The sequence below is a fragment of the Glycomyces rhizosphaerae genome (assembly GCF_042647865.1).
Classification (GTDB): domain Bacteria; phylum Actinomycetota; class Actinomycetes; order Mycobacteriales; family Micromonosporaceae; genus Glycomyces; species Glycomyces rhizosphaerae.
Genome location: NZ_JBHRWO010000013.1, coordinates 1 through 25,480, shown reverse-complemented (window position 1 = coordinate 25,480; position 25,480 = coordinate 1). Strand labels below are relative to the sequence as shown.

Annotated in this window: 24 protein-coding genes; 11 read left to right on the top strand and 13 right to left on the bottom strand. The window is 72.1% G+C overall.

Annotation, left to right across the window (positions count from 1 at the left end; all coding sequences use genetic code 11):
• The first annotated feature begins 113 nt into the window (after positions 1–113).
• Positions 114–872, top strand: coding sequence for a MerR family transcriptional regulator (locus ACFO8M_RS16435; RefSeq protein WP_387977517.1), 759 nt, complete (start codon positions 114–116; stop codon positions 870–872).
• A 60-nt stretch (positions 873–932) separates the two neighbouring features.
• On the top strand, positions 933–1,700 hold the full coding sequence (gene uppS, locus ACFO8M_RS16430; RefSeq protein ID WP_387977516.1) for a polyprenyl diphosphate synthase: 768 nt from the start codon (positions 933–935) through the stop codon (positions 1,698–1,700).
• On the opposite strand, the gene ACFO8M_RS16425 is transcribed toward uppS, so the two are convergent.
• The gene (locus ACFO8M_RS16425) at positions 1,697–2,074 is read right to left on the bottom strand and encodes a cupin domain-containing protein (protein WP_387977514.1); all 378 of its coding nucleotides are present in this window, start codon (positions 2,072–2,074) and stop codon (positions 1,697–1,699) included. The genes uppS and ACFO8M_RS16425 overlap by 4 nt on opposite strands.
• 59 nt (positions 2,075–2,133) lie before the next feature.
• On the opposite strand from ACFO8M_RS16425, the gene ACFO8M_RS16420 reads away from it, so the two are divergent.
• Positions 2,134–2,607 (top strand): MarR family winged helix-turn-helix transcriptional regulator, encoded by a 474-nt coding sequence (locus ACFO8M_RS16420; RefSeq protein ID WP_387977512.1) that lies wholly within the window; start codon positions 2,134–2,136, stop codon positions 2,605–2,607.
• A gap of 3 nt (positions 2,608–2,610) precedes the next feature.
• Here ACFO8M_RS16420 and ACFO8M_RS16415 read toward each other — a convergent pair whose 3' ends face one another.
• The 8 genes from ACFO8M_RS16415 to ACFO8M_RS16380 form a co-directional block, all read right to left on the bottom strand.
• Positions 2,611–3,816, bottom strand: a complete 1,206-nt coding sequence (locus ACFO8M_RS16415; protein WP_387977510.1) for a hypothetical protein — start codon at positions 3,814–3,816, stop codon at positions 2,611–2,613.
• 110 nt (positions 3,817–3,926) lie between these two features.
• Positions 3,927–6,581 carry an IucA/IucC family protein gene (locus ACFO8M_RS16410; protein WP_387977508.1) on the bottom strand — a complete coding sequence of 885 codons (2,655 nt, stop codon included), beginning with the start codon at positions 6,579–6,581 and terminating at the stop codon, positions 3,927–3,929.
• On the bottom strand, positions 6,578–8,134 hold the full coding sequence (locus ACFO8M_RS16405; RefSeq protein ID WP_387977506.1) for an IucA/IucC family protein: 1,557 nt from the start codon (positions 8,132–8,134) through the stop codon (positions 6,578–6,580). Before ACFO8M_RS16405 ends, ACFO8M_RS16410 begins: the two co-directional genes overlap by 4 nt.
• A gap of 85 nt (positions 8,135–8,219) precedes the next feature.
• The gene (locus tag ACFO8M_RS16400; RefSeq protein ID WP_387977504.1) at positions 8,220–9,482 is read right to left on the bottom strand and encodes a DnaJ domain-containing protein; all 1,263 of its coding nucleotides are present in this window, start codon (positions 9,480–9,482) and stop codon (positions 8,220–8,222) included.
• Positions 9,483–9,913: 431 nt separating this feature from the next.
• Positions 9,914–10,420 carry a hypothetical protein gene (locus ACFO8M_RS16395; RefSeq protein WP_387977502.1) on the bottom strand — a complete coding sequence of 169 codons (507 nt, stop codon included), beginning with the start codon at positions 10,418–10,420 and terminating at the stop codon, positions 9,914–9,916.
• Positions 10,420–12,336, bottom strand: coding sequence for a dynamin family protein (locus ACFO8M_RS16390; RefSeq protein WP_387977500.1), 1,917 nt, complete (start codon positions 12,334–12,336; stop codon positions 10,420–10,422). Before ACFO8M_RS16390 ends, ACFO8M_RS16395 begins: the two co-directional genes overlap by 1 nt.
• Positions 12,333–12,938 carry a nucleotide exchange factor GrpE gene (locus ACFO8M_RS16385; protein ID WP_387977498.1) on the bottom strand — a complete coding sequence of 202 codons (606 nt, stop codon included), beginning with the start codon at positions 12,936–12,938 and terminating at the stop codon, positions 12,333–12,335. The genes ACFO8M_RS16390 and ACFO8M_RS16385 overlap by 4 nt, the downstream gene beginning before the upstream one ends.
• 58 nt (positions 12,939–12,996) lie before the next feature.
• On the bottom strand, positions 12,997–14,487 hold the full coding sequence (locus ACFO8M_RS16380) for a dynamin family protein (RefSeq protein ID WP_387977496.1): 1,491 nt from the start codon (positions 14,485–14,487) through the stop codon (positions 12,997–12,999).
• A 176-nt stretch (positions 14,488–14,663) separates the two neighbouring features.
• Between ACFO8M_RS16380 and ACFO8M_RS16375 the strand changes: the two genes are divergently transcribed.
• Positions 14,664–17,096, top strand: a complete 2,433-nt coding sequence (locus ACFO8M_RS16375) for a helix-turn-helix transcriptional regulator (RefSeq protein WP_387977494.1) — start codon at positions 14,664–14,666, stop codon at positions 17,094–17,096.
• Positions 17,096–17,608 (top strand): LuxR family transcriptional regulator, encoded by a 513-nt coding sequence (locus ACFO8M_RS16370; protein WP_387977648.1) that lies wholly within the window; start codon positions 17,096–17,098, stop codon positions 17,606–17,608. The genes ACFO8M_RS16375 and ACFO8M_RS16370 overlap by 1 nt, the downstream gene beginning before the upstream one ends.
• A gap of 286 nt (positions 17,609–17,894) precedes the next feature.
• On the opposite strand, the gene ACFO8M_RS16365 is transcribed toward ACFO8M_RS16370, so the two are convergent.
• The gene (locus tag ACFO8M_RS16365) at positions 17,895–18,593 is read right to left on the bottom strand and encodes a hypothetical protein (RefSeq protein ID WP_387977492.1); all 699 of its coding nucleotides are present in this window, start codon (positions 18,591–18,593) and stop codon (positions 17,895–17,897) included.
• Positions 18,594–18,935: 342 nt separating this feature from the next.
• Between ACFO8M_RS16365 and ACFO8M_RS16360 the strand changes: the two genes are divergently transcribed.
• Complete coding sequence (locus ACFO8M_RS16360) at positions 18,936–20,075, top strand: glycosyltransferase family 4 protein (RefSeq protein ID WP_387977490.1); 1,140 nt, start codon at positions 18,936–18,938, stop codon at positions 20,073–20,075.
• Here ACFO8M_RS16360 and ACFO8M_RS16355 read toward each other — a convergent pair.
• Together ACFO8M_RS16355 and ACFO8M_RS16350 are read right to left on the bottom strand one after the other, a co-directional pair.
• Entirely contained in the window at positions 20,005–20,520 is a 516-nt protein-coding gene (locus tag ACFO8M_RS16355; protein ID WP_387977488.1) for a DUF2269 domain-containing protein, read from the bottom strand. The genes ACFO8M_RS16360 and ACFO8M_RS16355 overlap by 71 nt on opposite strands.
• An 82-nt stretch (positions 20,521–20,602) precedes the next feature.
• A complete protein-coding gene (locus ACFO8M_RS16350; RefSeq protein ID WP_387977486.1) occupies positions 20,603–21,805 on the bottom strand; it encodes a cation:proton antiporter in 1,203 nt (400 codons plus the stop codon).
• Between the two features lie 116 nt (positions 21,806–21,921).
• On the opposite strand from ACFO8M_RS16350, the gene trhA reads away from it, so the two are divergent.
• The 3 genes from trhA to ACFO8M_RS16335 all read left to right on the top strand — a co-directional run bounded on the left by trhA (position 21,922) and on the right by ACFO8M_RS16335 (position 23,578).
• The gene (gene trhA, locus ACFO8M_RS16345) at positions 21,922–22,575 is read left to right on the top strand and encodes a PAQR family membrane homeostasis protein TrhA (RefSeq protein WP_387977484.1); all 654 of its coding nucleotides are present in this window, start codon (positions 21,922–21,924) and stop codon (positions 22,573–22,575) included.
• 68 nt (positions 22,576–22,643) lie between these two features.
• A complete protein-coding gene (locus tag ACFO8M_RS16340) occupies positions 22,644–23,030 on the top strand; it encodes a DnaJ family domain-containing protein (RefSeq protein ID WP_387977482.1) in 387 nt (128 codons plus the stop codon).
• A gap of 110 nt (positions 23,031–23,140) precedes the next feature.
• Positions 23,141–23,578, top strand: a complete 438-nt coding sequence (locus ACFO8M_RS16335; RefSeq protein ID WP_387977480.1) for a DoxX family protein — start codon at positions 23,141–23,143, stop codon at positions 23,576–23,578.
• A 70-nt stretch (positions 23,579–23,648) separates the two neighbouring features.
• Here ACFO8M_RS16335 and ACFO8M_RS16330 read toward each other — a convergent pair whose 3' ends face one another.
• Positions 23,649–24,395, bottom strand: coding sequence for an SAM-dependent methyltransferase (locus ACFO8M_RS16330; protein ID WP_387977478.1), 747 nt, complete (start codon positions 24,393–24,395; stop codon positions 23,649–23,651).
• Between the two features lie 78 nt (positions 24,396–24,473).
• On the opposite strand from ACFO8M_RS16330, the gene ACFO8M_RS16325 reads away from it, so the two are divergent.
• A complete protein-coding gene (locus ACFO8M_RS16325; RefSeq protein ID WP_387977476.1) occupies positions 24,474–24,773 on the top strand; it encodes a putative quinol monooxygenase in 300 nt (99 codons plus the stop codon).
• Positions 24,774–24,802: 29 nt separating this feature from the next.
• Entirely contained in the window at positions 24,803–25,387 is a 585-nt protein-coding gene (locus ACFO8M_RS16320; protein ID WP_387977474.1) for a DinB family protein, read from the top strand.
• Positions 25,388–25,480 lie beyond the last annotated feature (93 nt).

Below are 25,480 nucleotides of genomic sequence, written 5' to 3'. Positions count from 1 at the left end.
CGGCGAGGTCGCGGCACTTGACGGTGACACGCGTCTCTCTTCGTCACGCTTGCGGTTGACGCTGCGTCAGCCCCTACCGTCGATACCGCACGACGAACGAAGGAGCGCTGACGATGGACCTCTGGACGACCGCCGAGGTCGCCCGCCTGGCCGGCGTCTCGGCGCGCACCCTGCGCCACTACGACGCCATCGGCCTCCTGGCCCCGGCCTCGCACGGGCACGGGGGACTGCGCCGCTACGGGAAGGCCGAACTGCTGCGCCTGCAGCAGATCCTCCTGCTCAAACGGCTGGGCCTGCGCCTGGACACGGTCGCCGAAATCCTCGAAGGCGACCTCGCCCCGGTCGAGGCGCTCCGCCGCCACGCGGCCGAGCTCGACGCCGAACGCACCCGCCTCGACCGCCTCGCGGCCACCGTCGACGCGACCATCCGACAACTCGAAGGAGGCCGACCCATGGCACCCGAAACCTGGTTCGGCGGGCTCGACCCCGCCACCGAAGCCGCCTACCGCGACGAGGCCCGCAAACGCTGGGGCCAGGCCGTGGTCGAACGCTCCTGGAACGTCCTGCAGGAGCTGACCCCCGAAGAGCGCCGCGCGATCCCCGAGGCGTTCAACGACATCAACGACCGCCTCAACGCACTTCGCGCCGCAGGCAGGGCACCGGACGACAACGACGTGCAGGAAGTCGTGGTCGACCACTACTGGCTCATCGCCAAGCACTGGGGCGACCAGCCGACCGCCGAGGCCTACAAGGGACTCGGGGCGCTGTACACCGAGGAGCCGCGCTTCAAGGACACCTACGACCAAGTGGGCGAAGGCTTCGCCGAGTACATGCGGGCGGCGATGGACGCCTACGCCGAAGCGAACCTGTAAACCGCAGCGGGGCGGCCCGATCGGGCCGCCCCGCACGCGACATTCGATAAGCTGTCGGGCATGCGCGCACCCCAATGGCTGTACCGGTACTACGCGAGGCGCCTGCGCCGCAAGCTCAACGGCGACCTGCTCCCGCAGCACGTCGCCGTCGCCATGGACGGGAACCGCCGCTGGGCCCGCCAGATGGGCTTCGCGGATCCGGGCATCGGCCACCGCTACGGCGCCGAGCACCTCGAGGACCTCCTCGACTGGTGCGCGGGCGTGGGCATCGGGCACGTCACCGTCTACGTCGCCTCCACCGACAACCTCCAGAAACGCGGCAGCGGCGAAGTCGCGCACCTGATGTCGATGATCGAGGAGATCGTCGCCGAACGCCTCATGCGAGCGGGCAACCAGTGGCGGCTCCACATCGCCGGGACGCTCGACCACCTGCCCGACACCACCGCGCACGCCCTCAAAGCCGCATGCGGGGCCACCGAGGACCGCACCGGCGGGCACCTCACGGTCGCCATCGGCTACGACGGCCAGGACGAGATCGTCGACGCCGTCCGCTCCCTGCTCGAATCCGAAGCGGCCGCGGGCACCGCGATCGGCGACCTCGCCGCGCGCCTGACCGCGGCCGACATCGGCGCGCACCGGTACACGCCCGACCTGCCCGAAGCCGACCTCATCATCCGCACCAGCGGCGAACGGCGCCTCTCGAGCTTCCTGCTGTGGCAGTCGGCGGGCGCCGAACTGTACTTCTGCGACGTCTACTGGCCCGGCTTCCGGCACATCGACTTCCTGCGGGCGCTGCGCGCCTACACCGAGCGGCGCCGCGGGGCCTAAGCCGTCCAGGGCGGGGTCATCTTCGCGTCCTCCTTGCCGGGCATATAGGCCTGCATGCCGGCCGGGCCGGTGACGATCGCGGCGAAGCCTTCGGGGCCGGGCGTGAACTGACGGGCCGCGTCGGCGGCGATCACAACGGTGTCGCCCGCGGCCAGCTCGGCGCCCCCGCCGTCCACAGCCACGGCAACAGTGCCTTCGAGGACGGCCCAGACCTGCTCGGTGTCGATGTGGTGCAAGGGACCGGCGGTCCCCGCCGCGGCCTCGACCTTCCAGACCGGTGCGGTGGCGCCGCCGAGGGCGGGGGAGGCGAAGGTGGTCATGACCGCCGCGGGGGTCTCGGAGCGGCGGGATTCGGTGCTGCGGATGATGCGCAAGAGGGATGCTCCTAAGATGGTCAACATGGTTACCCATATAGTAAACCAGGTTGTCGATCATGGTTGAGGCGACCCCCGGCTACGAACTCCCGCTGCGGCTCTTCGCCGCCTTCCGCGCCATCATCGACGCCACCCACGCCGACCTCGCCCGCCAAGGCCACCCCGACTTCCGGCCCATGCACGGCTTCGTCTTCCAGGCCATCGGCACCCACGGCACCACCGCGGTCGAACTCGCCGCGCGTCTGGGCGTCAGCAAGCAAGCCGCCGGCAAGACCATCGCCAACCTCGAGAAGCAGGGCTACGTCGAACGCGCCGCCGACACCGCCGACGCCCGCCGCAAACTCGTGCGCCTCACCGCCAAAGGCGTCGAAGTCCTCGCCCTCTCCGCCAAGAGCTTCGACGCGATCCAAACTCAATGGGCCCAGACCATCGGCGAAGAACGCCTCGCCGCCCTCCACGCCGACCTGCGCACCCTCGCCCCCGGCGAACTGTTCCGCCTCGACGCCCCCGGCTGGCTCGGCACCGAACGCTGAACCTCAGCGCCACTGATCCGCATGGACGGCGATGAACCGGGTCGCCGCGACCACCAGCGGCTCGTGATCGGCCGCCGCATGACGCGTATGCAGCCGCTCGCACAACTCCGCCAGCGCCGTCGCCAGATCACCCATGATCGGCCCCTGCTTACCGGTCGCCGTGAGCGCCATGAGCATCGACAACCAGGCCGGCCCGTGGTCGCGGAAGTTCAAATGCAGGTTCCGCTCGCCCTGCCGGTCGGCCGCCGTCAGCAGATAGTGCACCTCCGTCGCGATGCGCCACGCCAGGTTCGGATGCGTCGGCGCGAGCGCGTCCACCGCCGGCTCGGCCGCATGGAGTGCGACAGCGGCGAGACCGAGGTCGCAGCGGGCACTCACCGTGGGCGCGGCCGCGTGCCCGGCCGGATCGGGGCACAGCCGGCCGATCAAACCCGCATCGAGGAACGCCCCCATGCGCAGCGCCGTCTCCAACGCCCCGCGCAACGTCAACGGCGCTGCGGCCGCTACCGGTTCGACCCCCGGGAAATGCTTCGCGAGCAGTTCGGCCGCACCCCGCGCGTGCGCCCCGCGACCGGCCGCCGCATGCAGCGCCGCAGCCAGTCTCAGACTGTCGCGCAGCAGCACGGCGGTACCGTCCAGCCCGATGCCGTCGGCGCCGAACCCGCCCGGCGCGGCCCGCCGAGCGGCGATGAGCATCCGGGCGGCCTGATCGGCCGCGCCCAGCGCCAGATCCGGGTCGGCCGCGCGCGTGAACACCCGCGCCGACCGCGCGAGCGCATCCGCCAGCGTCGTGAACCCCGGACTCGTCGGATCGGCCGGGTCCACATCGTCGAGCAGGTCCAAGGCCGCATCGGCCTCGATCGCCGCCGTCAGCAACCGCCCCGCCGCCACGGCGGCCTCGGCCAAGTCCAGCCGCGCCGCGGCCCGTTCCACCGGCCCTGTTTGCAGACTCATCGTGATCGCGACCCGTTCGCGCTGCGCCGCATACGCTTCGCTCTTCTCACCCACGGCCGCATGCGAAGCGGCCAGATTGGCCAGCAGCTCGGCGAAATCGCTGCGCGTCGCCCGGTCCTCGGGATGCACCGCCAGGCAGCCCCGGAACTCGCCTTCGGCATGCGCGTAGACGGCGAGGGCGCCTTGATGGTTGCCCGCGGCCGCCAGCTTCGCGGCATCGCGGTGCGTCCGTCGAGCGTGACGCCGATTGGGCATGCGGACTCCTCAATGAGGGATCGAGGCTGTCGTGAGCGCCGCCGGGCCGGACGGCGCGTCTGCGTCGGGCCTTCATCGTAGTCGCCTACGAGCGCTTGGGTATCCGCCGATCAGCCGATGACGACCTGCTCGGGCCCGGCGTGCCCCAGGAACCGGTCGTGGGAGATCTCCCAGCCGTACGCGCCGGCATTCGCGAACACCAGCCGGTCGCCCACGGCCAGCGCGGCGACGCGCTGGCCGCCGTTGAGCACATCCCGAGGGGTGCACAGCTCACCGCACACGCGCACGTCCACATCGGCCCATACCTTTTCGCGGCGCGGGCCGGGCGCGACGGTGAACGGATGCGAGTAGCCCCATGCGGCGGGCAGCCGGAAGTGGTGCGTGCCGCCGCGCACGAGCGCGAAGACCTGACCGCGCACGGTCTTCACGTCGACGACTTCGGCCACGTACCAGCCCGCGGGCGCGGCGAGGTACCGGCCGGGCTCGAAGACGAGTTCGGCGCCGCCGGTGTCGATGCCGCGCAGTCCCTCTGCCAGTGCCCGCAGGTCGATGGCGTCGCCGCGGGGATCGGCGCCGAGTCCGCCGCCGACGTTGACGTACCGCAGGTCGAAGCGGCTCCGGGCCGCTGTGTGCGCCCAGGCGATCGACTCGCGGACATGAGCGGCGTAGGCGGCGGCGTCGAGGCAGTTCGAGACGGCGTGCAGATGGAAACCGGTGACCTGCAGTCCGAGGCGCTGGGCGAGGTTGACGGCGGGGAAGACCTGGTCTTCGTCGATGCCGAACGGCGTGGGGGCGCCGGTCATCTGGTGCGTGCCCGGCAGTGCCCGTCCGCGGTTGACGCGCAAGGCGACCGGCCCTGCATAGCCGGCATCGGCGAGGCCGCGGAGTTCGCGTGCGCTTTCGGCGTGGACGGTGAGCGGCAGGTCGATTGCGGCCGCGGCGGCGAAATCAGCAGTGCTTTTGGCGGGGCCGGAGAACGCGAGCCGGGCGGCGCCCGCGGCGCGGGCGGCGGTGAGCTCGCCGAGGGAGGCGCATTCGATCCCGTCGGCGTGCTGTGCGGCGGCGGCGAGGATCGCCGGGTTCGCGCAGGCCTTCATCGCGTACAGGACGGTGTGCCCTGCGAGGGCCTCGCGCAGTCCCGCGAGGCGGGCGGTGAAGGCGGCCGGGTCGTAGATCCACGCGCTCGAGGGGGACGGCAGTGCCTTGACCGCTTCGTCGAGCGCGGGGTGGTCGAGGATCGGCTTGCGGGGCTTGGCGAGTGGGTTGTCCACGAGGGTCTCGATCTCTTCGCCCGGGTGCAGGCGCATGGTCAGCAGCGCCTTGGTGGGCTGGCGGGGGGCCAGGTAGTAGTCGCGGTCGGCCGGGCTCGTGAGGGCGGCGACGTGGTCGGCCAGGTCGGCCCAGAACGCGGCCCCGTCGAGCCCGAGGTCCCGTTCGAGGACGGCGACGAGGGCGGCGAAGTGGTTCTGGAACAGCGTGTACGCCACTTTGGACCGGACCTGGTCGATGCCGTGGGCGTTGACGGGGCTGCCTTCGGGCAGTTCGAGCCTCCACGGCAGGGTCGGGAGGTGGATGCGGGCGCCGCCGAAGTCGCGGGTGATCGGGTAGACCGGGTCGGGGCCGCGCATCGCGACGAGGCTGTTCTGCAGGTGCGCCTCCAGGCCGATGCCCTTCGCGGCCAAGTGCAGGACCGGGCGCGCGAACAGCAGCGCGTAGCGGCGGATCCACGCCTCCGGGTCGCCCGACCACTGGGCGTACTCGGCGGCGAGGCTCATGCCCGTGACCGGGGAGGTCGCGGTCAGGGCCGTCGCGGGAACGCACACGGTGCCCGTGGACGCCGGCAGCGGCATGCGGCCGAGTGCGGTGAGCTCGCGTGAACCGGGCAGCCAGGCCCCCGCGGTGTCGTGGATGATCCGGTGCCGCGATGCCTGCTCGTCTTCGTCGACGCGGTGGAGGAATCCCAGCAGGCCTGACAGGCGCGGGCCCAGCAGCGCGGTGGCGGGGGAGATGTCGCGGCGCGTGGAGGTGATGTGGATGCCCAAGGCCAGCTTGAGGAACCCGGGGTGGTCGTGTCCGGCGAGGGTGCGGATGGCGGCGGTCGGCCAGGCGGGGACGGTCTCGTCCATGACCCGCAGCTTCCCGGAGTCGAACAGCTCCCGGTAGCCGGGGAGGATCCGGTGCTCCAACTGCCAGGGGTGCACCGGCAGGACCGGGTCGGGCAGGTCGAGGCCGTGCAGCATCGGGTGGTCGCGGAAGTCGTCGCCGGAGCGCTCCAGAATCCCGGCCCGGTCGGCGATGAGCCGGACCCGGACCGGGCGGGTTGCCTCCAGGTCGTAGCGCTCCCGGTCGTGGCGGTCCCAGCCGAGGCGGGTGCGCGCGCACGGATGCAGTTGGTGCCCTTCGGTGGCGAGGGTTTCGAGCAGCCGCGTGGCGGTGTGGGCGTCGTGCGAGCACGCGGCGATGAGCTCTGCGAGGGTCCCGGCCCCGGCCCGGGCCGCCAGCGCGGCGAAGTGCCGGTTGCGTCTGGCCGCGCGGGTCCGGGCGTCGGCCAGGCCGTCGTGCGCGGCATGGAGTTCGGCGGCGAGGTGCTCGGGCACGGCCGATCCGAGGATCTCCTCGAGCGTCTTCACCGGGTCCTCGTCGGGCCCGTCGACGTCGAGTTGGTCGAAGGCGCCTTCCCTTGCCCCGTCAGGTTTCGGCCGGTCGCGGTAGCCGCCGAGGTTCTCGCGCCAGGCGGCGGCCTTGATCTGCGAGGCGAGGTTCACGCCGCCGCCAGGGGGTTGTCGATGTGGACCCAGATGTCGGCGGTCGGGTTGTCGGCCAGGCGCATCGCGGTGGTGGCCTTGATCGGCCACGGCTTGCGCAGGACCGCGCCCTCGATGGCGTCGCCCAGGTCGAGGTCGCGGACCGCGCTCGCGACGGTGGACCACCACCGGCCCGGGTCGGTGCCGGTCCAGTCGGCGAGCGCGTCGACGATCGCGGTGAGCGTGGTCGGGAACAGGGCGGCGAGGAGCTTCGTCAACCTGGCCTCGGGGTCGGGTTCGGGCAGGTCGCCGGTGACGCCGGGGAAGTCGTCGGGCGGGACGCGGATGCCGCCGAAGTCCCGGTACACGAGTGCGGCCGGTCGGTCGCCGGTGAAGGAGGCGAGGGTGTTCTGGCCGTGCGCCTCGAGCGCGACACCGGTGTCGGCGAACAGCCGCAGCGGGTCCAACAGTGTGGCGGCGAGTGCCTCCCACCAGGATTCGAGGTCGTCTCCGGCGAGGGCGGCGGCGATCGGACGGCCGGATGAGGGATCGGGCTCGGCCAGCGCGGCGAGCGGGACCGCTCGCGGGTGTCCGATGGTGTGGGGGGCGGGGCGGACGATGGCGGCCAACCCGGTGTCGAAGTCGCTTCCGGGCGCCCATCGGTAGCCCTCGCCGAGCGGGCGGTGCAGTGCGGAGCGCTCGGGCATGAGAGTGATGCCGAGCTTCGCCGCGGGCGCCGCGAGGCGCTCGTAAACCCAGCGGCCGTTGCGTGCGGCCGGGAGCGAGACGTGGCGGACCGCCGAGGTCAGCTGCAGGTCAACGGCGGTCTTGACGTGGAGGTCTCCGGTCGAGATCGTTCGCAGGCTCATGAGTGGAGCGGCGTCCGGCCAGGTCCGCTCGGGGCCGGTGAGGCCGCGCCGGGCCGCCTGCCACGGATGGACCGGGATCAGGCCGAACTCGACGCCGCCGTCCGCGACGCCCCATCCCTCCCAAATCGTCAACGGCGGCAGCCGATAACGGCCCAAAGCGAACCGGGCCCGGTGCTCGGGCGCGTACGCGTGGATCTCCTCATCGGTCAGCTCGCCGCGTGAACGCGCGAGCGGGTGGGTCGGGTGACCCAGCAGGACCGCTTGCTCGAACCATACGGACGGGTCTGCGTGCGCGGCACTCGCGGCCGCCCACAGGTCGGTCGGATGCGGTTGCGCCGCTTGCAAAGCGAGAGCGGTTCCGCGCACGGCGGCGGCGATCTCGGCGGCGAACCGTGCCGCGTGGGGCGAACCGGCGCTGAGGGACGCGGCGAGTTCGGCGGCGGTGGACCCGGTCGCCTTGCCAGGCAGCGGCTCGCGGGCGGCGGCGGACCGCAGACGCGAGGCGACGATCGCGTCGGCGCGCGCGGTGATGGCCGGCGCGACACTATCGGCGACTGCCGCGTCGGCGCGTCCAGCCGCGGTCGAGCCGTCGTCGGCGCCGGGTCGGCGACCGCTCACGGCACCGCCGATACCGGGCCGGCCTTCGCCTCCGGCGCCGGCAGCGTCCCTAGGTGCGGCATCGGCGGCTCGGTCGGTGGCGTTCACAGCCTGCACTGTACTGGCGCCGGGCGCCCGTGTGGAGGGTGCGATTGCTCACGAACCGCATGGTTACCTTGCGGTGGACCAGCTCTCAGGTCTGTACGACCGGGGCCCGGTCGCCGGTGCGCGGGGCCGGGACGGCCGCGAGGCGCATCCGCAGGGCCTGGAGCACCGGCAGGTCGTAGACCATGCCGCCCGCGGCGAGCCACAGGCCGATGTCGGTGGCGGCCTGGCCGACGGCGACATCGTGGACCGCGGCGGTCTCGCCCGCGCGGGCGGTCTCGGGGAGGGTCGGCCACAGCACCCAGCCCTGCACGTTCGCGTCCGGCAGCGCCGCATCGAGCGCCTTGACCGCTTCGGGGAGGTTCACCGAGTCGACGTCGGCGCTGTCGCGTCCGACCGGCGCGCACAGCAGCGCGATCCGGTCGCCGCAGACGATCGCGTGCGGCACGCGCGTCTCCAGGTCGACCGGCAGGGCGACGAACAGCCGCGCGGCGGGCAGGTTCGAGAGGACTTCGCGCAGGAGCTTCCCGGTGGCCTTGTCGGCCTTCGGGCGCGTGCCCACGGGCCCGAAGGCGTTGAACTGGCGCAGTGCCCCGCCGACCGAGCGGCGCAGCGCGAGCGTGTACCGCAGGCGCTTCACCGTCCACGCCAGAGCGGCGCCGGTGAGGACGTAGACGCCCAGGGCCCAGCCCCACGGGGTGCTGAGGCCGGCGAGCCAGATGACGGCGGCGGCGAACAGGAACGCGAGGACGAGCCGCCCGGTGGGCGGGTGCGGCGAGGAGTCGGGGCGGCGGCGCAGGGCCCGGCTGGTCTGGACGAACACGATCATGGCGATCGTGATCGTCACGGGGATGGCCAGCGCGAGGAACAGCCAGCCGTCGGCGGCGAGCGCCTGGCCGAGGTAGCCCAGGCCGCAGAAGATCCAGACGGCGGCGACGGCGCCGCTGAATGCGCCTGCGGCCCAACTGGAGGGCCGGTGGACGGGCCTGGTCAGGCGCAGGCGCGCGTGCCAGGGGACGGCGACGAGGGCGCCTTCGGTGGGGAAGCCCTGGGCGGCCGGCTGCGGGGCCGGCGAGACGTTCCAGCCGCGGACTTTGCGGTGGGAGGGCTTGGCGGCGGCCTTGCCGTAGCGGCGGGCGGCGCGGCGGCCGAAGCGCAGCAGGTCGTACTCGCGGCGCTGCCCAGGGTGGGAGAGGGTCTCCCAGGCGCCTTGGACGAGGTGGAACTCGTCTTCGTCGCCACCGCGGTCGGGGTGGGTCTCGCGCAGCCGCCGGCGGTAGGCGGCTTGAATCTCGGCTTTCGCGGCCTGCGGGCTCACCCCGAGGACGCGGTAGTGGTCTGGTTCGTTCACCACGCGGCTCCCGGTCGGTCGTACGGGGACGGGCCGCTGCCCGACGAGGGGAATCGGGCGTCGGTCTCGACGGTAATGGAGCCAATCTACCGCCGGTTCGCCGCTTTGGGTGCTACCAGGTCCGAGAATTTCGTACGGATGCGTCTCATTCGCGCCTCACCGGTCGGGCGCCGGGCCGTCACGGCGCCACAGTGGAGGTAACTTGCGCAGTCGCGGGCGGCGCGCCGCACTTCACTGGTCGTCGAATGCCGTTCTCCGCCACCGGCAGTGAGCGGAGACGCGCACTCGATGGGCGATGGGGGCCCATTCGAGCGACCATTGCCGCGACAGGGGAGCGGTGGTGACATCGGACAGTGCGCACCCGCGACGAATCCATTGCGGGCTGTCGTTTCCGCGCGGGCGGCGTGCCGGGGCCGGCCCGTGGTGCGGTGCTAGCCCTGCCAGAACCGCGCGAGCGCGGAGGCGGCCGGGTCGTCGACGTCGGCGATGGCGTACTCGGAGGTCTCGACCGAGCTGCCCGAGGCCGTGTTCACCCACGGTTCGGCCTCGGCCGAGCCGAGCACGTCCAGGTCGACCCACGGATAGCCGTCGACCGGTTCGGGGACGTCCAGGTCCAGTTCGGGCGGGAAGCTCGGCGGGTTGTCGGCTTCGTCGACGAGCAGGTCCTCATACGTTGCCGCGTAAGCGGTCTCGTCGCCGGAGGCGGTGTCGTCCTCGGCGTCGTCGTATTCGGCCTCGGCGGTGAAGTCCTCGTCGAGGACCTCGTCGTCGGCGAAGTCGGTCTCGGCGCCGTCGAAGGCGAATCCGTCGAGGTCGTCCTCGCCGGGAACCTCGCCGTCCTCGAACTCGTCCAATGCGGGGGCGTCCGCGTCGTCGTCGAGGTCGCCGGTGTCGAAGTCCGCGTCCGCTTCGGGGTCGAAGGCATCGAACTCATCCATCACGCATCCTCCTCGCCTGGGACGAGCGTGCGGGCCTTGGCCAGCACCTCGTCGAGCTGTTTGACCTTGGAGGCCATGGAGTCGCGGCGCTGCTTGAGCGCCGCCTGCTTCTTCGCCCGGGCGGCCTGGTCGGCCTTCTGGGCGTTCTCGGCGGCCGAGATGCGCGCGTCGAACTCGGCGGCGCGACGCTCCAGGGCGTCGTCCAGCGTGGAGTTGAACACGAACTCGACCTCGGTGAACCGGAAGCTGATCTCCTCGTTGAGGTTCGCCCGCGCTTCGGCGATGATCCGCTGGATCCACGTCTTCGCGGCCTGGCGGTCGCCTTGGATCTTGCGGCGGTACAGCAGGAACGCGGCGGCGGCGAGGCCGACGCCGACACCGGAGGCGGAGAGGGCGATCGCGGCGGCGCTGCCGGCGACGGCGGTGAGGCCGATCGCGCCGGCGCCCATGGTGACGACCCGTCCGGCCATCATGGCGACGCCGGCGGAGGAGGCCACCAGGAGCGCCCCGTCGTTGGCCGCGTCGCGGCGGGTCCGCCCCGAGGCGGCAGTGCGGAGCCCGGCGGAGATCGACCCGGTGACCTGCTGCAGCTCGTCGTCGTTGAACACCTGCCGGAGTACGCGCTCGGCCAGGAGCACGAACCGCTGATGCAGCTCGCCCGAGAGGCGCGCGGCGATGCCCTGCAAGGCGATGTCCACCCGGTTGGGCAGCGATTCGAGCGCGGCCTTGTTGGCCTTCTCGACCTCGTCCAAAAGGGCCTCTTCGAGCTCCTGCAAATGCGTGCGCAGGCGGCCCTGGACTTCGATCTTGGCCCGCTGGGTCTCCACGCGCAGGGCCAGGTTCGCCTTCTTCGTCTCGGTGCGGCGCAGCGCGAGGGCCTGCTTCTTCTCCTCCTTGAGCCGGTTGGCGGCTTCGGGATCGGGGTCGTAGGCCTTCATGTCGGCGGCGGCGGAGACGGCGAGGCGCTGGAACTCGGTGCGCACGGCGCGGACGACGTTCGCGGCGACCAGGGCCTTCCCGGCGGTGGCGACCTTCACGAGGGCGCGCTGCATCTTCCCGATGCCCGACTCCTTCGCGAGGGCCTGGCGGGTGGGCCCCTGGGAGTTGAGGGCGTGCTCGGCGAGCATCGCCGACACCGGGTAGTGCGGGGCGTTGCGGAACCGGGGGGCGTGCGCCTCGATCAGCGACCGGTTCTCCTCCATGACCGTGCGCCAACCCGGGTACGTGTCGGTCTTGGTCAAAGCGAAGACCACGAAGTTGACGCGCTTGGACGCCTCGGTGAGGAAGTCCAGTTCGGTCTTGGCCATCGGCGACGACGCGTCGGTGACCATGATCAGGCACGTGGCCCGCGCGACCGCTTCGAGCGCGATCTGGGCGTGGTCGGGGTCGAGCCCGCCGGTACCCGGCGTGTCCACGACGGACATGTGCTTGAGCAGCGCCGACGGGTGGCCCACGAGCATCCGCCTGGGCGGCACCATGCCCGGGGGCATCGTGCCCAGCCGGGTCGCCCAGTTGCGCAGGTCGCCCACGCCCAGGAGCATCGGGTCGGCCGCGCCGGGCTGCCAGGCGCGCACCGACGCCTGCTCGGCCCAAGCGAACTCGAGGTAGGCCGTGGTCGCCACCTGGGCGTCCACAGGGGACAGGCCGGGCATGCCGAGGAGGGCGTTCACGAGCGAGGACTTGCCGCGCTTGGTCTCACCGACGACGACCGCGACGGGCTTGTCGGGCTGCCAGCGCGAGACCTCGTCGACCTCGGCGGCGGCCTTGGCGTCCACGGTCCGCAGCGAGGCGTTGCCGGCCTTGGCGGCACGGGCGCACAGCTTGTGGATCGCCTGGGCCGGGTTCGGCTTCGCGGGGGCGGTCTTCTTCGCCGGGGCCGGCTTCGCGGCCGGCGACGGAGTGGCGGTGTCGGTCATGCTCGAACCTGCCCGCGGTAGACGGTGACGATGGGGTGGCGCATGAGGCGGCCGCGGTCGGTGTACCCGATCTGCTCGGTGCGCGCGATGATGCCGTCCTCGGCCGGGGACCCGGCGGCGATGGTGCCGCCGGCCTCGTGCACGGCCGGGTCGAACCGCTGCCCGGTCGCGTCCACCGGGGTCACGCCGACGCGCGAGAACGCGCCGTCCAAGTGCTGCGCCAGCGCGGGGGAGGTGGCGCGGTCCCGCATCCAGATGCACGCCTCGACCAGGACGTTCCGGTCGGACAGGGCCTGGGCGGCGCGGGCCGGTTCCTGCAGCTGCCGCACCGGGATCGGACCCGAACCGGCCGCCGGGCCCTGGGCGGGCGCGAACGGCGCACCGGAGACCGGCGGCGCCGACACCGGCGGCATCGGCTGCGCGGCGGGCGGGGCGATCGACCGTCCGGTGAGGAGGGCCACGACGGCGGCGATGACGACCGACCCGGCCGCGACGGCCAAGGTCACCGGATCGAACCCGCCGGTGAGGAACACCGAGCCAAGGGCGGCGGCGGCAAGGCCCACGAGGGCCCCCACCAGCGGTCCGCCGAGTCGATTCGTCACAATGCTCTCCTTATGTCGTGCAGGCGTTGCGGAGCCCGGCAGGGCCCGGTTGCGGGGCTCATCCGAGCCGCTGGGCGAGTAGATGGAAACCACGATGCACCACGTTCGCCACCCGCGCCTGCGACGGCGTGGCCCCGCCGTTGGCGAAGGCCCGCCAGCGCGCGGCGGCCTCGATCGCGGCACGCCGCAGCTGCGGCCTGGCCTCACCCGGCAGGCCCAGGACGACGCCGGCGTCGTCGGTCAAAGCGAGCCGCGCGACCTCGGCCTCCATGGCCTCGGGCAACGCGACCTGCCCGGTGGTGACCTGAGCGGCGGCCTCCAGCAAAGGGAGGCGGTGGTATTCGGGGCGGGCCACGATCGACTCGACCGCGCCCCGCAGGAGATCCCGGTCGGCGGCCGGCCCGGAAGCGGCGGCGGCGTCCAGACGCCCCAGCGCCCAACCGGCCTTGATCACGTCCGCACGCACCCCGAAGATCTGATGCAACGTGGTGCGCAGGCGCGGGAACCCGGAAGCGGCGAACAGCAACCGGACGAGCTCCCCAGTAGCCAAATGCGGATTCGCGCCCAGATGCGCGATGGCGAAGTGGATGCCGTACAAGTCGAGCCGCTCGAGCAGCCGCTGCCGCTGATGCTTGTCGACCGGCCCCTCAGTGGACAGGAACAGCCCCGCGCTGGCGAGCATCAAAGCGCGCTTGTCCTCATCGAGCCCGGCGAGGGTCCTAAGCGCTTCGCAGTCGGCCGCGGTCAGCAGCCCCGCCTCAGCGGTCTCGGCCAGCAGCCCCACGACCGGGACGACGTCGCACACCGACCGGCGCAGCACCGCGGCCTGGTCCCCGGCGATCGGCCCCGCCACCGGCCACGGGTCCTGGCCCGGACCCGGAGCGAGCTTGTCAGCCTTGTTGTACAGCCCCAACGCGTTCATCGGCGATGACGACAACTGCTGGGAGGCCTTCGCGAACGCCGCCAACGCCTCCACGTCGTCAGCGCGGACCTGCTGGGTGAAGACGTAGATGATCGCCTCAGCGGACTCGACCGCGGCGCGGGAGTCGTCGTCGACGTCATCGGCGATCGGCGCGGCGAACAGCATCTCGCGCGCCGCATCGGAAATATCGGTGTTGACCGACTGCAGACCCGGCGTGTCCACCACCGTCAAGTCCCGCAACCGGTCCGACGACAACTGCACGTCGATCATCGCGGCCTCATCGGCCGGGATCGGCAGCGTCGTCGGAATCATCCCGTTGGCGTCCAACGGCACCGCGTGCTTCGTGCCGTTGCGGGCGACCACGTCCACGCGATCGGCCGGACCGTACCGGAACTGCGTCACCACCCGCGTGCACTCACCCGCCGCCGTCGGCGCCACACGACGCCCGATCAACGCGTTGACCAGGGTGGACTTGCCGGCTTTCAAACGCCCGGCGACCGCGACGCGCAACGGCTGCCCGAGCCTGGAGGCCACCTCCTCGACCACAGGACGAGACGCGCCACTGACCTTGCCGGCCAGCTCTTCGCACATGCCCGCCACACTCGTGGTGAGTTGCCCTGCCACCATGCTCCTGCGTCCGCCCTCTCGATCGTTCCTCCGGCACCGGGCCGCCGACGCCGGTCTGCGGCATCGAAGCTTCCGCAATATCATGAGAGGCGTCGGCGAACCGTCGACAACACGACGATACAAACCGCAGCCGCCCGGCCGCCTCCCCCATTCGTGCCACAGCGTTAGGAGCCCCCTTGGCCGCCCCGCCGCCCACCCCCGGTCTGGCCCGACCCCGCGCCGCCGCATCGCCCGCCGACACCGCCCTCGGCGACCGCGAAGACGCGCTGCGCGCCATGGCCGGCGCGCTGGCCGGCCCGGGCCTGGTGGTCGTCCACGGCCCGCCCGGCTGCGGGCGCACCCGCCTGCTGGACCGGCTCGCGCGCGCCTCGAAGCGCCCCGTCCACGCCGGCGGCGGCCTCGCCATGCTCTCGGGCGCACCCGCCCTCGCCCTCGAACGGGCCACGCGGGCGCGCATGCCCGCCGACGACCTGCCGCTGCTGGCCGAAGCCGTCTACTCCCGCACCCGCTGCGGCCTCCTGGTCATCGACGACCTCCAATGGTGCGACGCCGCGACCCTCGCCGTCCTGCCGCTCCTGGCCGAGCGCCTCCCGGTCGCGGCCGCCCTGCGCACCCCCAACCGCCTCCCCGAGGCCGCCCTCGCCCGCCTCCTGGCCGACGCCACGGTCATCACCGTCCCCGACCTGACCGACGCCGAAGCGGCCCGGCTCGTCGCCGAGGCCGCCCCGGCGCTGCCCCCGGCCCGCGCCGCCGCCCTCACCGTCCGCGCCGGCGGCAACCCCCTGGCCCTGACCGCGCTCGCCAAACGGGCCGCCCACCTCGACGACCCCACCGACGACCTGGACCTGGAGACCCCCGGCGACCCCGCCGCCGCCGCGGCGGCCGCCATCGCCGACCTGCCCCGCGCCGGACGCACCGCGCTGGCCGCGCTCGGCCTCCTGGGCCGCCCGGCCCACCCGAGCCTCCTGGGCGAGGGCGCCTCGGTCCTGCAGGAGGCCGGCCTCGCCGTCGCCGACGGCGCCCACCTGCGGGCCGCCAGCCCGTGGATGGCCGAAGTCGCCGCCGGCATCCTCGACCACGACGCGCGCCTGTCGATGCACGAGCACCTCGCCGACGCCACCACCGGCGTCGAATCGGCCCGCCACGCCCACGCCGCCGGCCTCGCCGACCGCGCCCTCCACACCGCCTTGGAAGCCGCCGCGACCACCGGCCCCCAGGCCCGCGCCGAAGCGCTCCTCCTGGCCGCCGAACTCGACCCGGTCCACGCCGTCGACGCCGCCCGCGCCGCCCTCGCGGCCGGACGCACCCGCGCCGCCCTCGCCGTCCTCGACCGCGCCGCCGACGGCCCCGACACCGCGCTCGCCCGCGCCTGGGCACTGCTGGCCCTCGGCGAGACCGGCCAGGCCCGCACCGCACTCGAGAGCGCCGCCGACGGCCCCGAGACCGACCAGCTGCGCCTGCTGACCGCACCCGCGAGCGAACGCGAAGCGCTCGCCGAAGCGCTGCGCGACGCCCACCCCGACCTCGCCCACCCGGGCCTGGCCGCCGCCCTCGCCGGCGACGACCCCGACGCCCTCGCCCTCGCCGAAGCGCTCGCCCGCGACGCCGGAGACCCGACCACCGCGTTCTGGTGCGCGTGGTCGCGCGTGATCGCCCTGGCCGACGCCGCCCGCCTCGTCGAAGCCGAAGCCGTCGCCCACGAAGCCGCCGACCGCGCCGGCGCCACCGGCGCCTACTCCTGGCAGACCCGGTTCCTCGCCGCCGCCGCCTGGTGCCTCGTCCTCTCCGGCACCGGCCTCGACAACGTCATCGCCGCCGCCCAGTCCCTGGCCGACCACGCCCTCCCGGCCGTCGCCGACACCCTCATCGACGCCGCCATCGCCCTCGCCGAAGCCGACACCGGCGCCCTCGGCGCCGCCCGGGCACGCCTGGCCCGCCTCAAAGACGCCCCCGCGGCCCTCGAAGGCCTCGTCGCCTGGCTCGAACACGAAACCGCCTGGCTCGACGGCCAACCCGGACCCGAAGCCCCCGAATCCCAACCAGGCCTGGTCGGCGGTCTCGCCCACATCACCGGCCGGTGGATCGCCTACGACACCGGCACCGAACCCGTCTCCGCCGAATCCACCCCCTGGCCCGTACCGGTCGCGTCAACCCTCTCCGCCTGGGACAAAGCCGCACCCGGACCGTTCGCGCAGGCCGCCACCACCTGGGACGGCCTGGCCGCCCGCGAACAGGTCCGCTGCCTCCTCGCGCTGGCCGCGCACTCGGGCGACCCGAAAGCCGCCGTCGCGGCCCTGGAAGCGGCCGAGCAGATCGCCGACGACCACGGCCTCATCGTCCTGGCCGGACGTGCCCGCCGCGGCCTGCGCAAGCACGACGTGCGCCGCGACCGCCGGTCGGCGCGCGGCGGCGGGGGACTGACGGACCGCGAAAGGGAAGTGCTGCGCCATGTCGCGGCCGGACACCCCTCGCGGCGGATCGCCGAGATCCTCGGGATCACCGCCGAGACGGTGGAGACCCACATCCGCTCCGGCATGCGAAAACTCGGCGCGAAGACCCGCACCGAAGCCGCCGTGCTGCTCACGGCCTCCGAAGGGGGTGAGGCGTGATGGGCGAGCAGGTGCCCCTGCACGTGGTCGCGGGCACGGGCGACGCGGACCAGATCGTGCGCCGCTGCGCCGCCGCGGGCTGGGCCGCGCACCGGGGCTTCGCGCTCCTGGAACCGGCATGGGACCTGGCCGAACGGCGCCTGGTCTGCCACGGCCAGGTCGGCGACGACCACACGGCCTCGCAAGCGGTCCTGGCCGCCGCGCGCGGCGCCGGCATCGTGGCGGTCGCGACCGGCGCGCTGGCGCTGTCGCTGGCGGCGGACCTGCGCCGCGTCGGACCGCTGGGCCTGACCCCGGGCAAGGCCGAAGCCGCCGACGGCCTGGATCTGGACGCCGAGCAGCGGGCCCTCCTGGGACGCCTCGCCGCCGGCTCGACGATCGCCGCCGCCGCAGAGGCCGAGTTCGTGTCCCTGCGCACGGCCAACCGCCGCATCGCCTCCGCCCGACAGTCCTTGGGCGTCAAGACCACCCGAGAAGCGGTCATGATCTACATCAAACACGCCCGAGACTGAGACGCGCCAAGCCTCCGGGCTCCGGGCTCCGGGCTCCGGGCTCCGGGCTCCGGGCTCCGGCGGATTGTCACACCCCCGGGGCACCATCGAACCGGGGGCGCTCCAGTTCGGACACACCCGACCCCGGGGGCGGGGCACCGCGAACCGTCGGACCCTCCGGGCACCCCTGTGCCCAGGGGCGCAACACCTCAACACACCCGACCCCGGGGGACCGGACACAGCCGGGCCCGGCGCGAGGCCGCACTCATGCGACTCGGCACCGGGCCCGTTGGCTCCCCGCTTCGCGCTACTTCAGCTCAGCAAGGCGCGCTTCGGCCTCGTCGAGCTGGCGGCGCAGCCGCGAGGCCTCCTCAGCGGCCTCGGAGCGGATCTTCTCGACCACCTCGTCCACGACCTCGGCGACCTCATCGGACCCCGACGCCTGGCACATCGCCAGCGCGTTCGAGTGGGCGACCTTCGCGCCCTTGACGACCGTGCGGGCACCGCGAGCGGCCGCCACCGACCACTCGCCGTCCTCATAGGTCAACGTGATCGCGAGCTCGGGGTGCTTGGGCGCCCCGGCGCGCGGCCGGGCGGCCTTCTTCTTGGGGGCCGGCGCGGGCTCGGCGGCACTCTGGGGCACCTCGGGAACGGTCACGGGCTTCCTTTCACTCACAACGGGTTTGGGTTTCGACACGGGCTCGTCCGGGAGCAGGCCCGGACCCGACGGCGCGACCGGCTCGGCCGGCGCATTCGACCGCTGGCGCGGCGCACGCCGCGTCCCCTCACCGGGCGCGGGCAGGCGCAGCTCGGCAGCGGAGAACGACAGCTCGTCGGATCCGAAAGCGACCTGGACGAAATCGTCCACACCACCCGGATCGAGGGCGACGACCTTGCCGGTGCGACCGGCGACCTGACCGGCGGCGTCGGTGAACACCACCTTCGGCTTCTTTCCTTGCGCCAGCACCGCTTCGAGATGAGCGATGTCGGCACTCGACAGTGACATCGGGGGCTCCTTTTCACAGGTTGTATCTGCACAGCGTCGGCAGACGACGTCCGCAGGGCCGGTTGCGGGCCGGCCAGTTGCTGCATCCTCCAATACCTACCCCGCGGGTACGACACCACCCCGCGGCGAAGTCGCCCACGCCCGCCCCAGCCCGCGATCCGCCACCCCCGCACCACGACCCGCACCACACCCCCCGTTCACCTCCCGCAGCGCCGCACACCCCACCCCACCCATGCCCGGCACGCCGGCACCGCCGAGCCCCGCCCGGAATATCGGCTGCGGTTCAAGCCCGGGCCATGTCAATTTCCCCAACCCGCCCACCTGGGCACTTACGCTCCGACCATGAGAGTCGCACTGGTCACCGAATCCTTCCCGCCTCAAGTCAACGGCGTCGCCCGCTCCGTCGCGCGGGCCGCGGCTCACCTCGTCTCGCGCGGGATCGAACCGGTCGTCATCGCCCCCGCCCCCGGGCCCGGCCCGCGACCGGTCTTCGACTGGCCCGTCGTCCACGTCCCCTCCATCCAGCTCCCCGCCTACAAGCACTTCCGCGCCGGCCTCGCCACCCGCGCCCTCGACGACGCCCTCGACACCCACCGCCCCGACGTCGTCCACCTCGCCAGCCCCTTCGGCTACACCGCCCGAGCCGCCGCCTGGGCCGAACGCCGCGGCGTCCCCACCGTCGCCGTCTGGCAGACCGACCTACCCGCCTACGCCCGCGCCTACCACCTCACCGCCTTCGAACAACTCGTCTGGCACCGGCTGCGCTCCATCCACTCCCGCGCCCGCATCAACCTCGCCCTCTCCACCTGCACCGCCAAAGACCTCGCCGCCCAAGGCATCGGCGGCATCGCCGTCCTCCCGCACGGCGTCGACACCGAACGCTTCCACCCCCGATACCGCGACCGCACCCTCCACGACGCCCTCACCCCCGACGGCGAACTCCTCGTCGGCTACGTCGGCCGCCTCGCCCGCGAAAAGCAACTGCACTGGCTCACCGACCTCGCCGCCACCCCCGGCATCCGCCTCGTCATCGTCGGCGACGGCCCCCGCCGCAAAGCCCTCGAACGACTCCTCCCGCAAGCGGCGTTCCTCGGCGCCCTCCACGGCACCGACCTCTCCCGCCTGTACGCCTCCCTCGACCTCTTCGTCCACACAGGACCATTCGAGACCTTCGGCCAGACCATCCAGGAAGCCCACGCCTCCGGCGTCCCCGTCGTCGCCGTCGACGCCGGGGGAGCAGCCGAACTGGTCGACCCCGGCGTCGACGGCACCCACTTCCCACCCGGCGACGCCCCCGCGCTGGCCGCCACCGTCCAAACCCTCGACGGCCGCCGCGACCTGCTGCGCCAGTGGGGCGAACGCGGCCGCCTGAAAGTCCAGACCCGCACCTGGGAAGCCGAAGGCGACGCCCTCATCGGCCACTACGAGCGGGCACTGGCACTGGGCCCGGCACGCGCCCGGCTCGCCGTCCCCACGGCTTGACGTACGACAGGACCGTCGCCCCCAGGTAAACCGACGACGACACGATCGGCGCCGCCAGAATCTGGTCGTCCAACACCTGCAGACGCGCCGGATCGAGCGACGCGGCGGTCGCCGCCAGACCCGGACGCAGCGACAACACCGTGAGCGCGAACGTGATCACCGTCGCCACCAACTTCACCAGCACCCACGTATAAGCAAGGCTCCAACGGGTACCGAGCATCAGCACGACCCCCGTCACCAGAGCGGCCGCTCCGAACGGCACCGCGAGAGCCCCGGCGAGCCGGTCCATGGCCGTCCCCGCCGCATACTGCTCGGCCGGATCACCCGTGCCCGTCGCCCACACCCCCAAGACCAGCAGGCACAGGCTCAAACCCAGCCAGGCGACGGACGAGACCACGTGAGCGATGATGAAGGCCCGGTACACGGGCCGGCGAAGCTTGAACATGCCCTCCACGATCGCGCCCGCACCCGCACGACCGCATCGTCGAACGAACGTATTCGCGCCTACGCAACCGAGCGGACCCCCGCTAGATCGCCTCCGCGCTGACCGCCTTCGTATCCATCCGCGCCCACTTCAAACCGATGAGCGGGAACAACAGCACCGACAGCATCGCCGCACCGATCATCGCCGCCGCAATCGACTCGTCCACCAGACCCCGCTCCGCCGCCGTATTCGCCGCCACCACCACGATCGGCAACTCCGTCGCCGCGAACGCCGCCAACGCACCCCGCTGCGACCGCGGCAGCACCCGCGCGAACAAAGCAGACGTCGTCACCCCGCGCACCAGAGCGAACGCCCCCAAGAACACCGGGATCAACACCAGCGCCACCGGCGACCCCGCCAACTGATCGAGATCGAACGTGACCCCCGTGTACACGAAGAACACCGGCACCATCGCACCGAACCCGATCCCGTCCAGCTTCGACTGCACCAGCACCTCCTCACGCTCGTCCAAAGCCGACAGCAGCACATGCATGCACACCCCGGCCGCGAACGCCCCCAACGCGATGTCCACCCCGATCTCCGCCGCCAACAACACCGCCGCCAACAGCACCAGCACCGACAACCGCACCGCCAACTGCGCGCTCGTCCCCATCGTCGCCGACAGCAGCCGCGACACCCGCGCCGAACGCCGCAACGACCCGAACGCCGCAGCCGCCACCGCCAACCCCACCAACGCAATCGCCAACGTCGTCCTACCCGAATGCTGCCCATGAGAAAAGAACAACGCCAGCAACGCGATCGGCGCGAACTCGCCCACCGCCCCCACCGCCATCAAATGCGGCCCCACCGGCCCCGCCAGCAACCCCGAATCCCGCGCGATCGGCAGAATCGTCCCCAACGCCGTCGAACACAACCCGATCGCCACGATCAGCACCGCATCCACCCCCGCGACCGCCAGACCACCCGCCGCCAACACGAACGACACGACCCACCCCAACGCCGCCAGCGTGATCGGCCGCCCCCGCACCGCCCGAAAATCGATCTCATACCCCGCCAGGAAGAACAGCATCGCCAACCCCAACTGCGACACCGACTCGAACAGCAGATGCTCCTGCACCAACCCCAGCAACTGCGGCCCGATCACCATCCCCAGCACGATCTCCACGACCACACTCGGCAACCGCACCCACCGCTCCAACCGGTCCACCAGCAACGGCGCAGCCACCGCCGCCACCGCCAACACCAGCAACTGCACCGGCAGCACCTCACCCCACACCACGTCCACGGCCGGAGCCTAACGGCCCCACCAGGCCCCACACCCCACTTCGGGGCTTAACCCCACCCCACTTCGGGGGACCAACAGCACTACCGGTCGGTAACCAACAGGGATACCGTCGACGCATGGCACTGGCACTCCACGACCCCAAACCCCGCCTCCGCGGCTGGCTCCACCTCGGCGCCTTCCCCACCGCGATCATCGCCGGACTCATCCTCATCAGTACCGCCCCCACCCTCACCGGACGCCTCGCCACCGCCGTCTACATCGCCACCTCCGCCGCCCTCTTCGGCATCTCCGCCCTCTACCACCGCACCAACCTCAACGAACGCGCCACCAAGTGGCTCAAACGCCTCGACCACGCGAACATCTACCTCATCATCGCCGGCACCTACACACCCATCGCCGTCCTCGCCCTCGACGGCACCGCCCGCACCGCACTCCTCACCGCCATCTGGGCCGGCGCCCTCGCCGGCGTCGCCTTCCGCACCCTCTGGGTCGGCGCCCCGCGCTGGCTGTACACGCCGCTGTACATCGGCCTGGGCTGGGCCGCGGTCTTCGTCATGCCCCAGCTCATCGACGGCGCCGGCACGACCGCGACGGTCCTGATCTTCACCGGTGGCGTGCTCTACACGATCGGCGGCGTCATCTACGCCCTCAAGCGCCCCAACCCCTCCGTGCAGTGGTTCGGCTTCCACGAGGTCTTCCACGCCTTCACGCTCGCCGCCTACGCCGCGCAGTTCGCCGCCGTCGCGCTCGTGGTCCACTCCGCCAACTGACGGCTCGCAAGCATCGCCGAGGACAACACCTGACGGATACCATTGGGCCCCTAAGCGAGGAGGCCACGATGAGCGACAGGCAGGCCCGCGGCGTCGACCGCCAGATCCAAGAGGCCGAGGCCCGCGGCGAGTTCAAGAACCTCCCCGGGGCCGGCAAACCGCTTCCGGGCATGGGCCAGCCCCTGCACGAGGACTGGTGGCTGCACCAGCAGGCCACCCGCGAGAACATCGGCCTCGACGCCCTCCCGCCCGCCCTCAAACTCAGCCGCGAAGTCGAAGAACTCCCCGACACCCTCGACAAGCTCAAGAACGAGGAAGCCGTGCGCGAAGCCCTCGACGAGCTCAACGCCCGCATCAGGAAAGCCCTCATCGGCCCCATCGACGGACCGCCGCTGCGCTTCGGCCTGCGCGACGTCGACGCCGAAGTGCGCGCCTGGCGCGAACGCCGCGCCTGAGGCCGAGCCCACACCACCATTGCTTGACAGTGTCAAGATCTGTGCTGCATCATGAACTTGACACTGTCAAGAACCGCGTGCAAGCGCGCCCCCCGTGAAAGGCCAACCCCATGGTCCCCATCGTCACCCTCGCCGCCGTCACCCTCCTCGCCCGCCTCACCGGATTCCTCGGCGTCGACGCCCTCGACTGGCAGACCTCCCTGCGCATCGGCTTCGCCGCCATGTTCCTCATCACCGGCATCGTCCACTTCGTCCCGAAGTTCCGCGACGACATGATCCGCATGATCCCCGAGAAGCTCCCGCAGCCCGCCCTGCTCGTCGCCGTTACCGGCGTCCTCGAGATCGCCGGCGCCGCCGGCCTCCTCATCCCCGCCACCGCGCCCGCCGCCGCGATCTGCCTCGCACTCCTCCTGGCGGCCATGTTCCCCGCCAACGTCTCCGCAGCCCGCCGCAGCATCCCCCTCGCCGGCAAACCCGCCACCCCGCTCGGCATCCGCACCGCCGAGCAGCTCCTCTTCATCACCCTCGCCGTCCTTGCCGCCCTCTGACGAGCCCGCGGGGGAGCGGACACCACGAAGGCCCCGAACCGGATCGGTTCGGGGCCTTCGACGTACACGCCTATGCGACCGGGCGGCCCAACGTCAGGTAAGCGAAGCCCAGTAGGCCCCGGTGCCCGCGCAGCCACCAGTCGCGGTGCGCGTCAGTCTGCTCGCGGATCTCATCGGCCTTCTCGTGACTGGGGTTTGCCAGCAGCCAGACCTCCTTGTCCGCCAGGAACTGCGACTCGAAGTCGTCCCATTCGGACTGCTCCACCGACTCCACCCGCAGTGGACGGAAGCCCGTCTCCACGGCCACGTCCACGAACTCCGGCAGCAGCAGAAAGTCCCCGGTCGTGGTCCCGGGCCACATTCCGGCCAGCTCGGCCTCGTTAGGGACCCGGTTCCACACGCCGTCGCCGATCAAGAGCCGCCCGCCGGGCTTGACGATCTTGTACAGCTCCCGCAGCGCGTCCGTGCCCGTGCCGAACGCGTGCACCGCACCGATGCAGATCACCAGATCAGCCGGCTCGGTCCAGTCGTCACCCTGGTACTCCACGAACTCCAGCCGGTCCGCGATGCCCTTGGCCACCGCACCCGCACGACCGCGTTCCAGCAGCTCCAGGTCCGAGTCGATCCCATACGCCTTCGCGCCCGGCACCTTCGCGGTGACGCGCTGCAGCAGCTCGCCCCACCCGCACCCGATGTCCACGATCGTCTGCGGCGACGCCGCCGCGCACTCCTCCACCTGCCGGTCGAAACGCCAAGCGGCGATGGGGGAGTTGCATTCAAGATGGCCGTACCGAGACGGCTTGTCATGAGAAGTCATCGCGCGCCACGCTAACAGCCGCACCCCGCGCCCGCAAACGGATTGCCCCACCCCTCACCGCCCACTACCGTGGCCCCCATGATCACCGTCCACGCCTTCGTCTACGCCCGGCCCGAACACCGCGACGCCTACCTCCAGGGCCTGCGCGACCTCCAGGCCACCACCAGGGCCAACGACCCCGGGTGCCTGCGCTATGACTTCTGGGCCTCCATCGACGACCCGAACGCCTTCGTCTGCATCGAAGCGTGGACCGACATGGACGCCCTCACCGCCCACCTCCACGCACCGCACCACATCGCCGGCAGCGCCGCCCTCGACGCCTACCGCGCCCGCCCCAGCGAAATCCAGATCTTCGAATCCACACCCATCAGCCTCTGATGTCACACCCCGATGGGACACTCCCACACATGACCGACCTCAAAACCCACCTGCACCGCTACCTCCAATCCGGCCGCGACGCCGTCATGTGGAAGCTCGAAGGCCTGGGGGAGTACGACATCCGCCGCCCCCTCACACCCACCGGCACGAACCTCCTCGGCCTCGTCAAGCACCTCGCCAGCAACGAGGCCGGCTACTTCGGCCTCGTCTTCGCCCGGCCCTTCCCCGAACCCATGCCCTGGGTCGACATCGACGACGACTCCAACGCCGACATGTGGGCCACCCCCGACCAGTCCCGCGACTACATCACCGACCTCTACCGCCGCGTCTGGGACCACGCCGACACCACCATCCGCGAACTCGACCTCGACGCCGAAGGCAGCGTCCCCTGGTGGCCCACCGAACGCGCCACGGTCACCCTCGGCCAGATCACCACCCACATGATCGCCGAGACCCACCGCCACGCCGGCCACGCCGACATCACCCGCGAAGGCCTCGACGGCGCCGTCGGCCTGCGCCAAGGCAACGACAACATGGCCCACGCCGACCAGACCTCCCGCGCCGCCTTCCGCGACCTCGTCGAACAAGCCGCCCGCGACGCCTCCGGACGCTAGACACCCCAAGGGCCCCGGCACCACCTTGGGTTCTAGGAGTCGTTGCAACACCTTGTTCTACAAGGGATTGCGATGGGTTTCGAGATCCGTGGG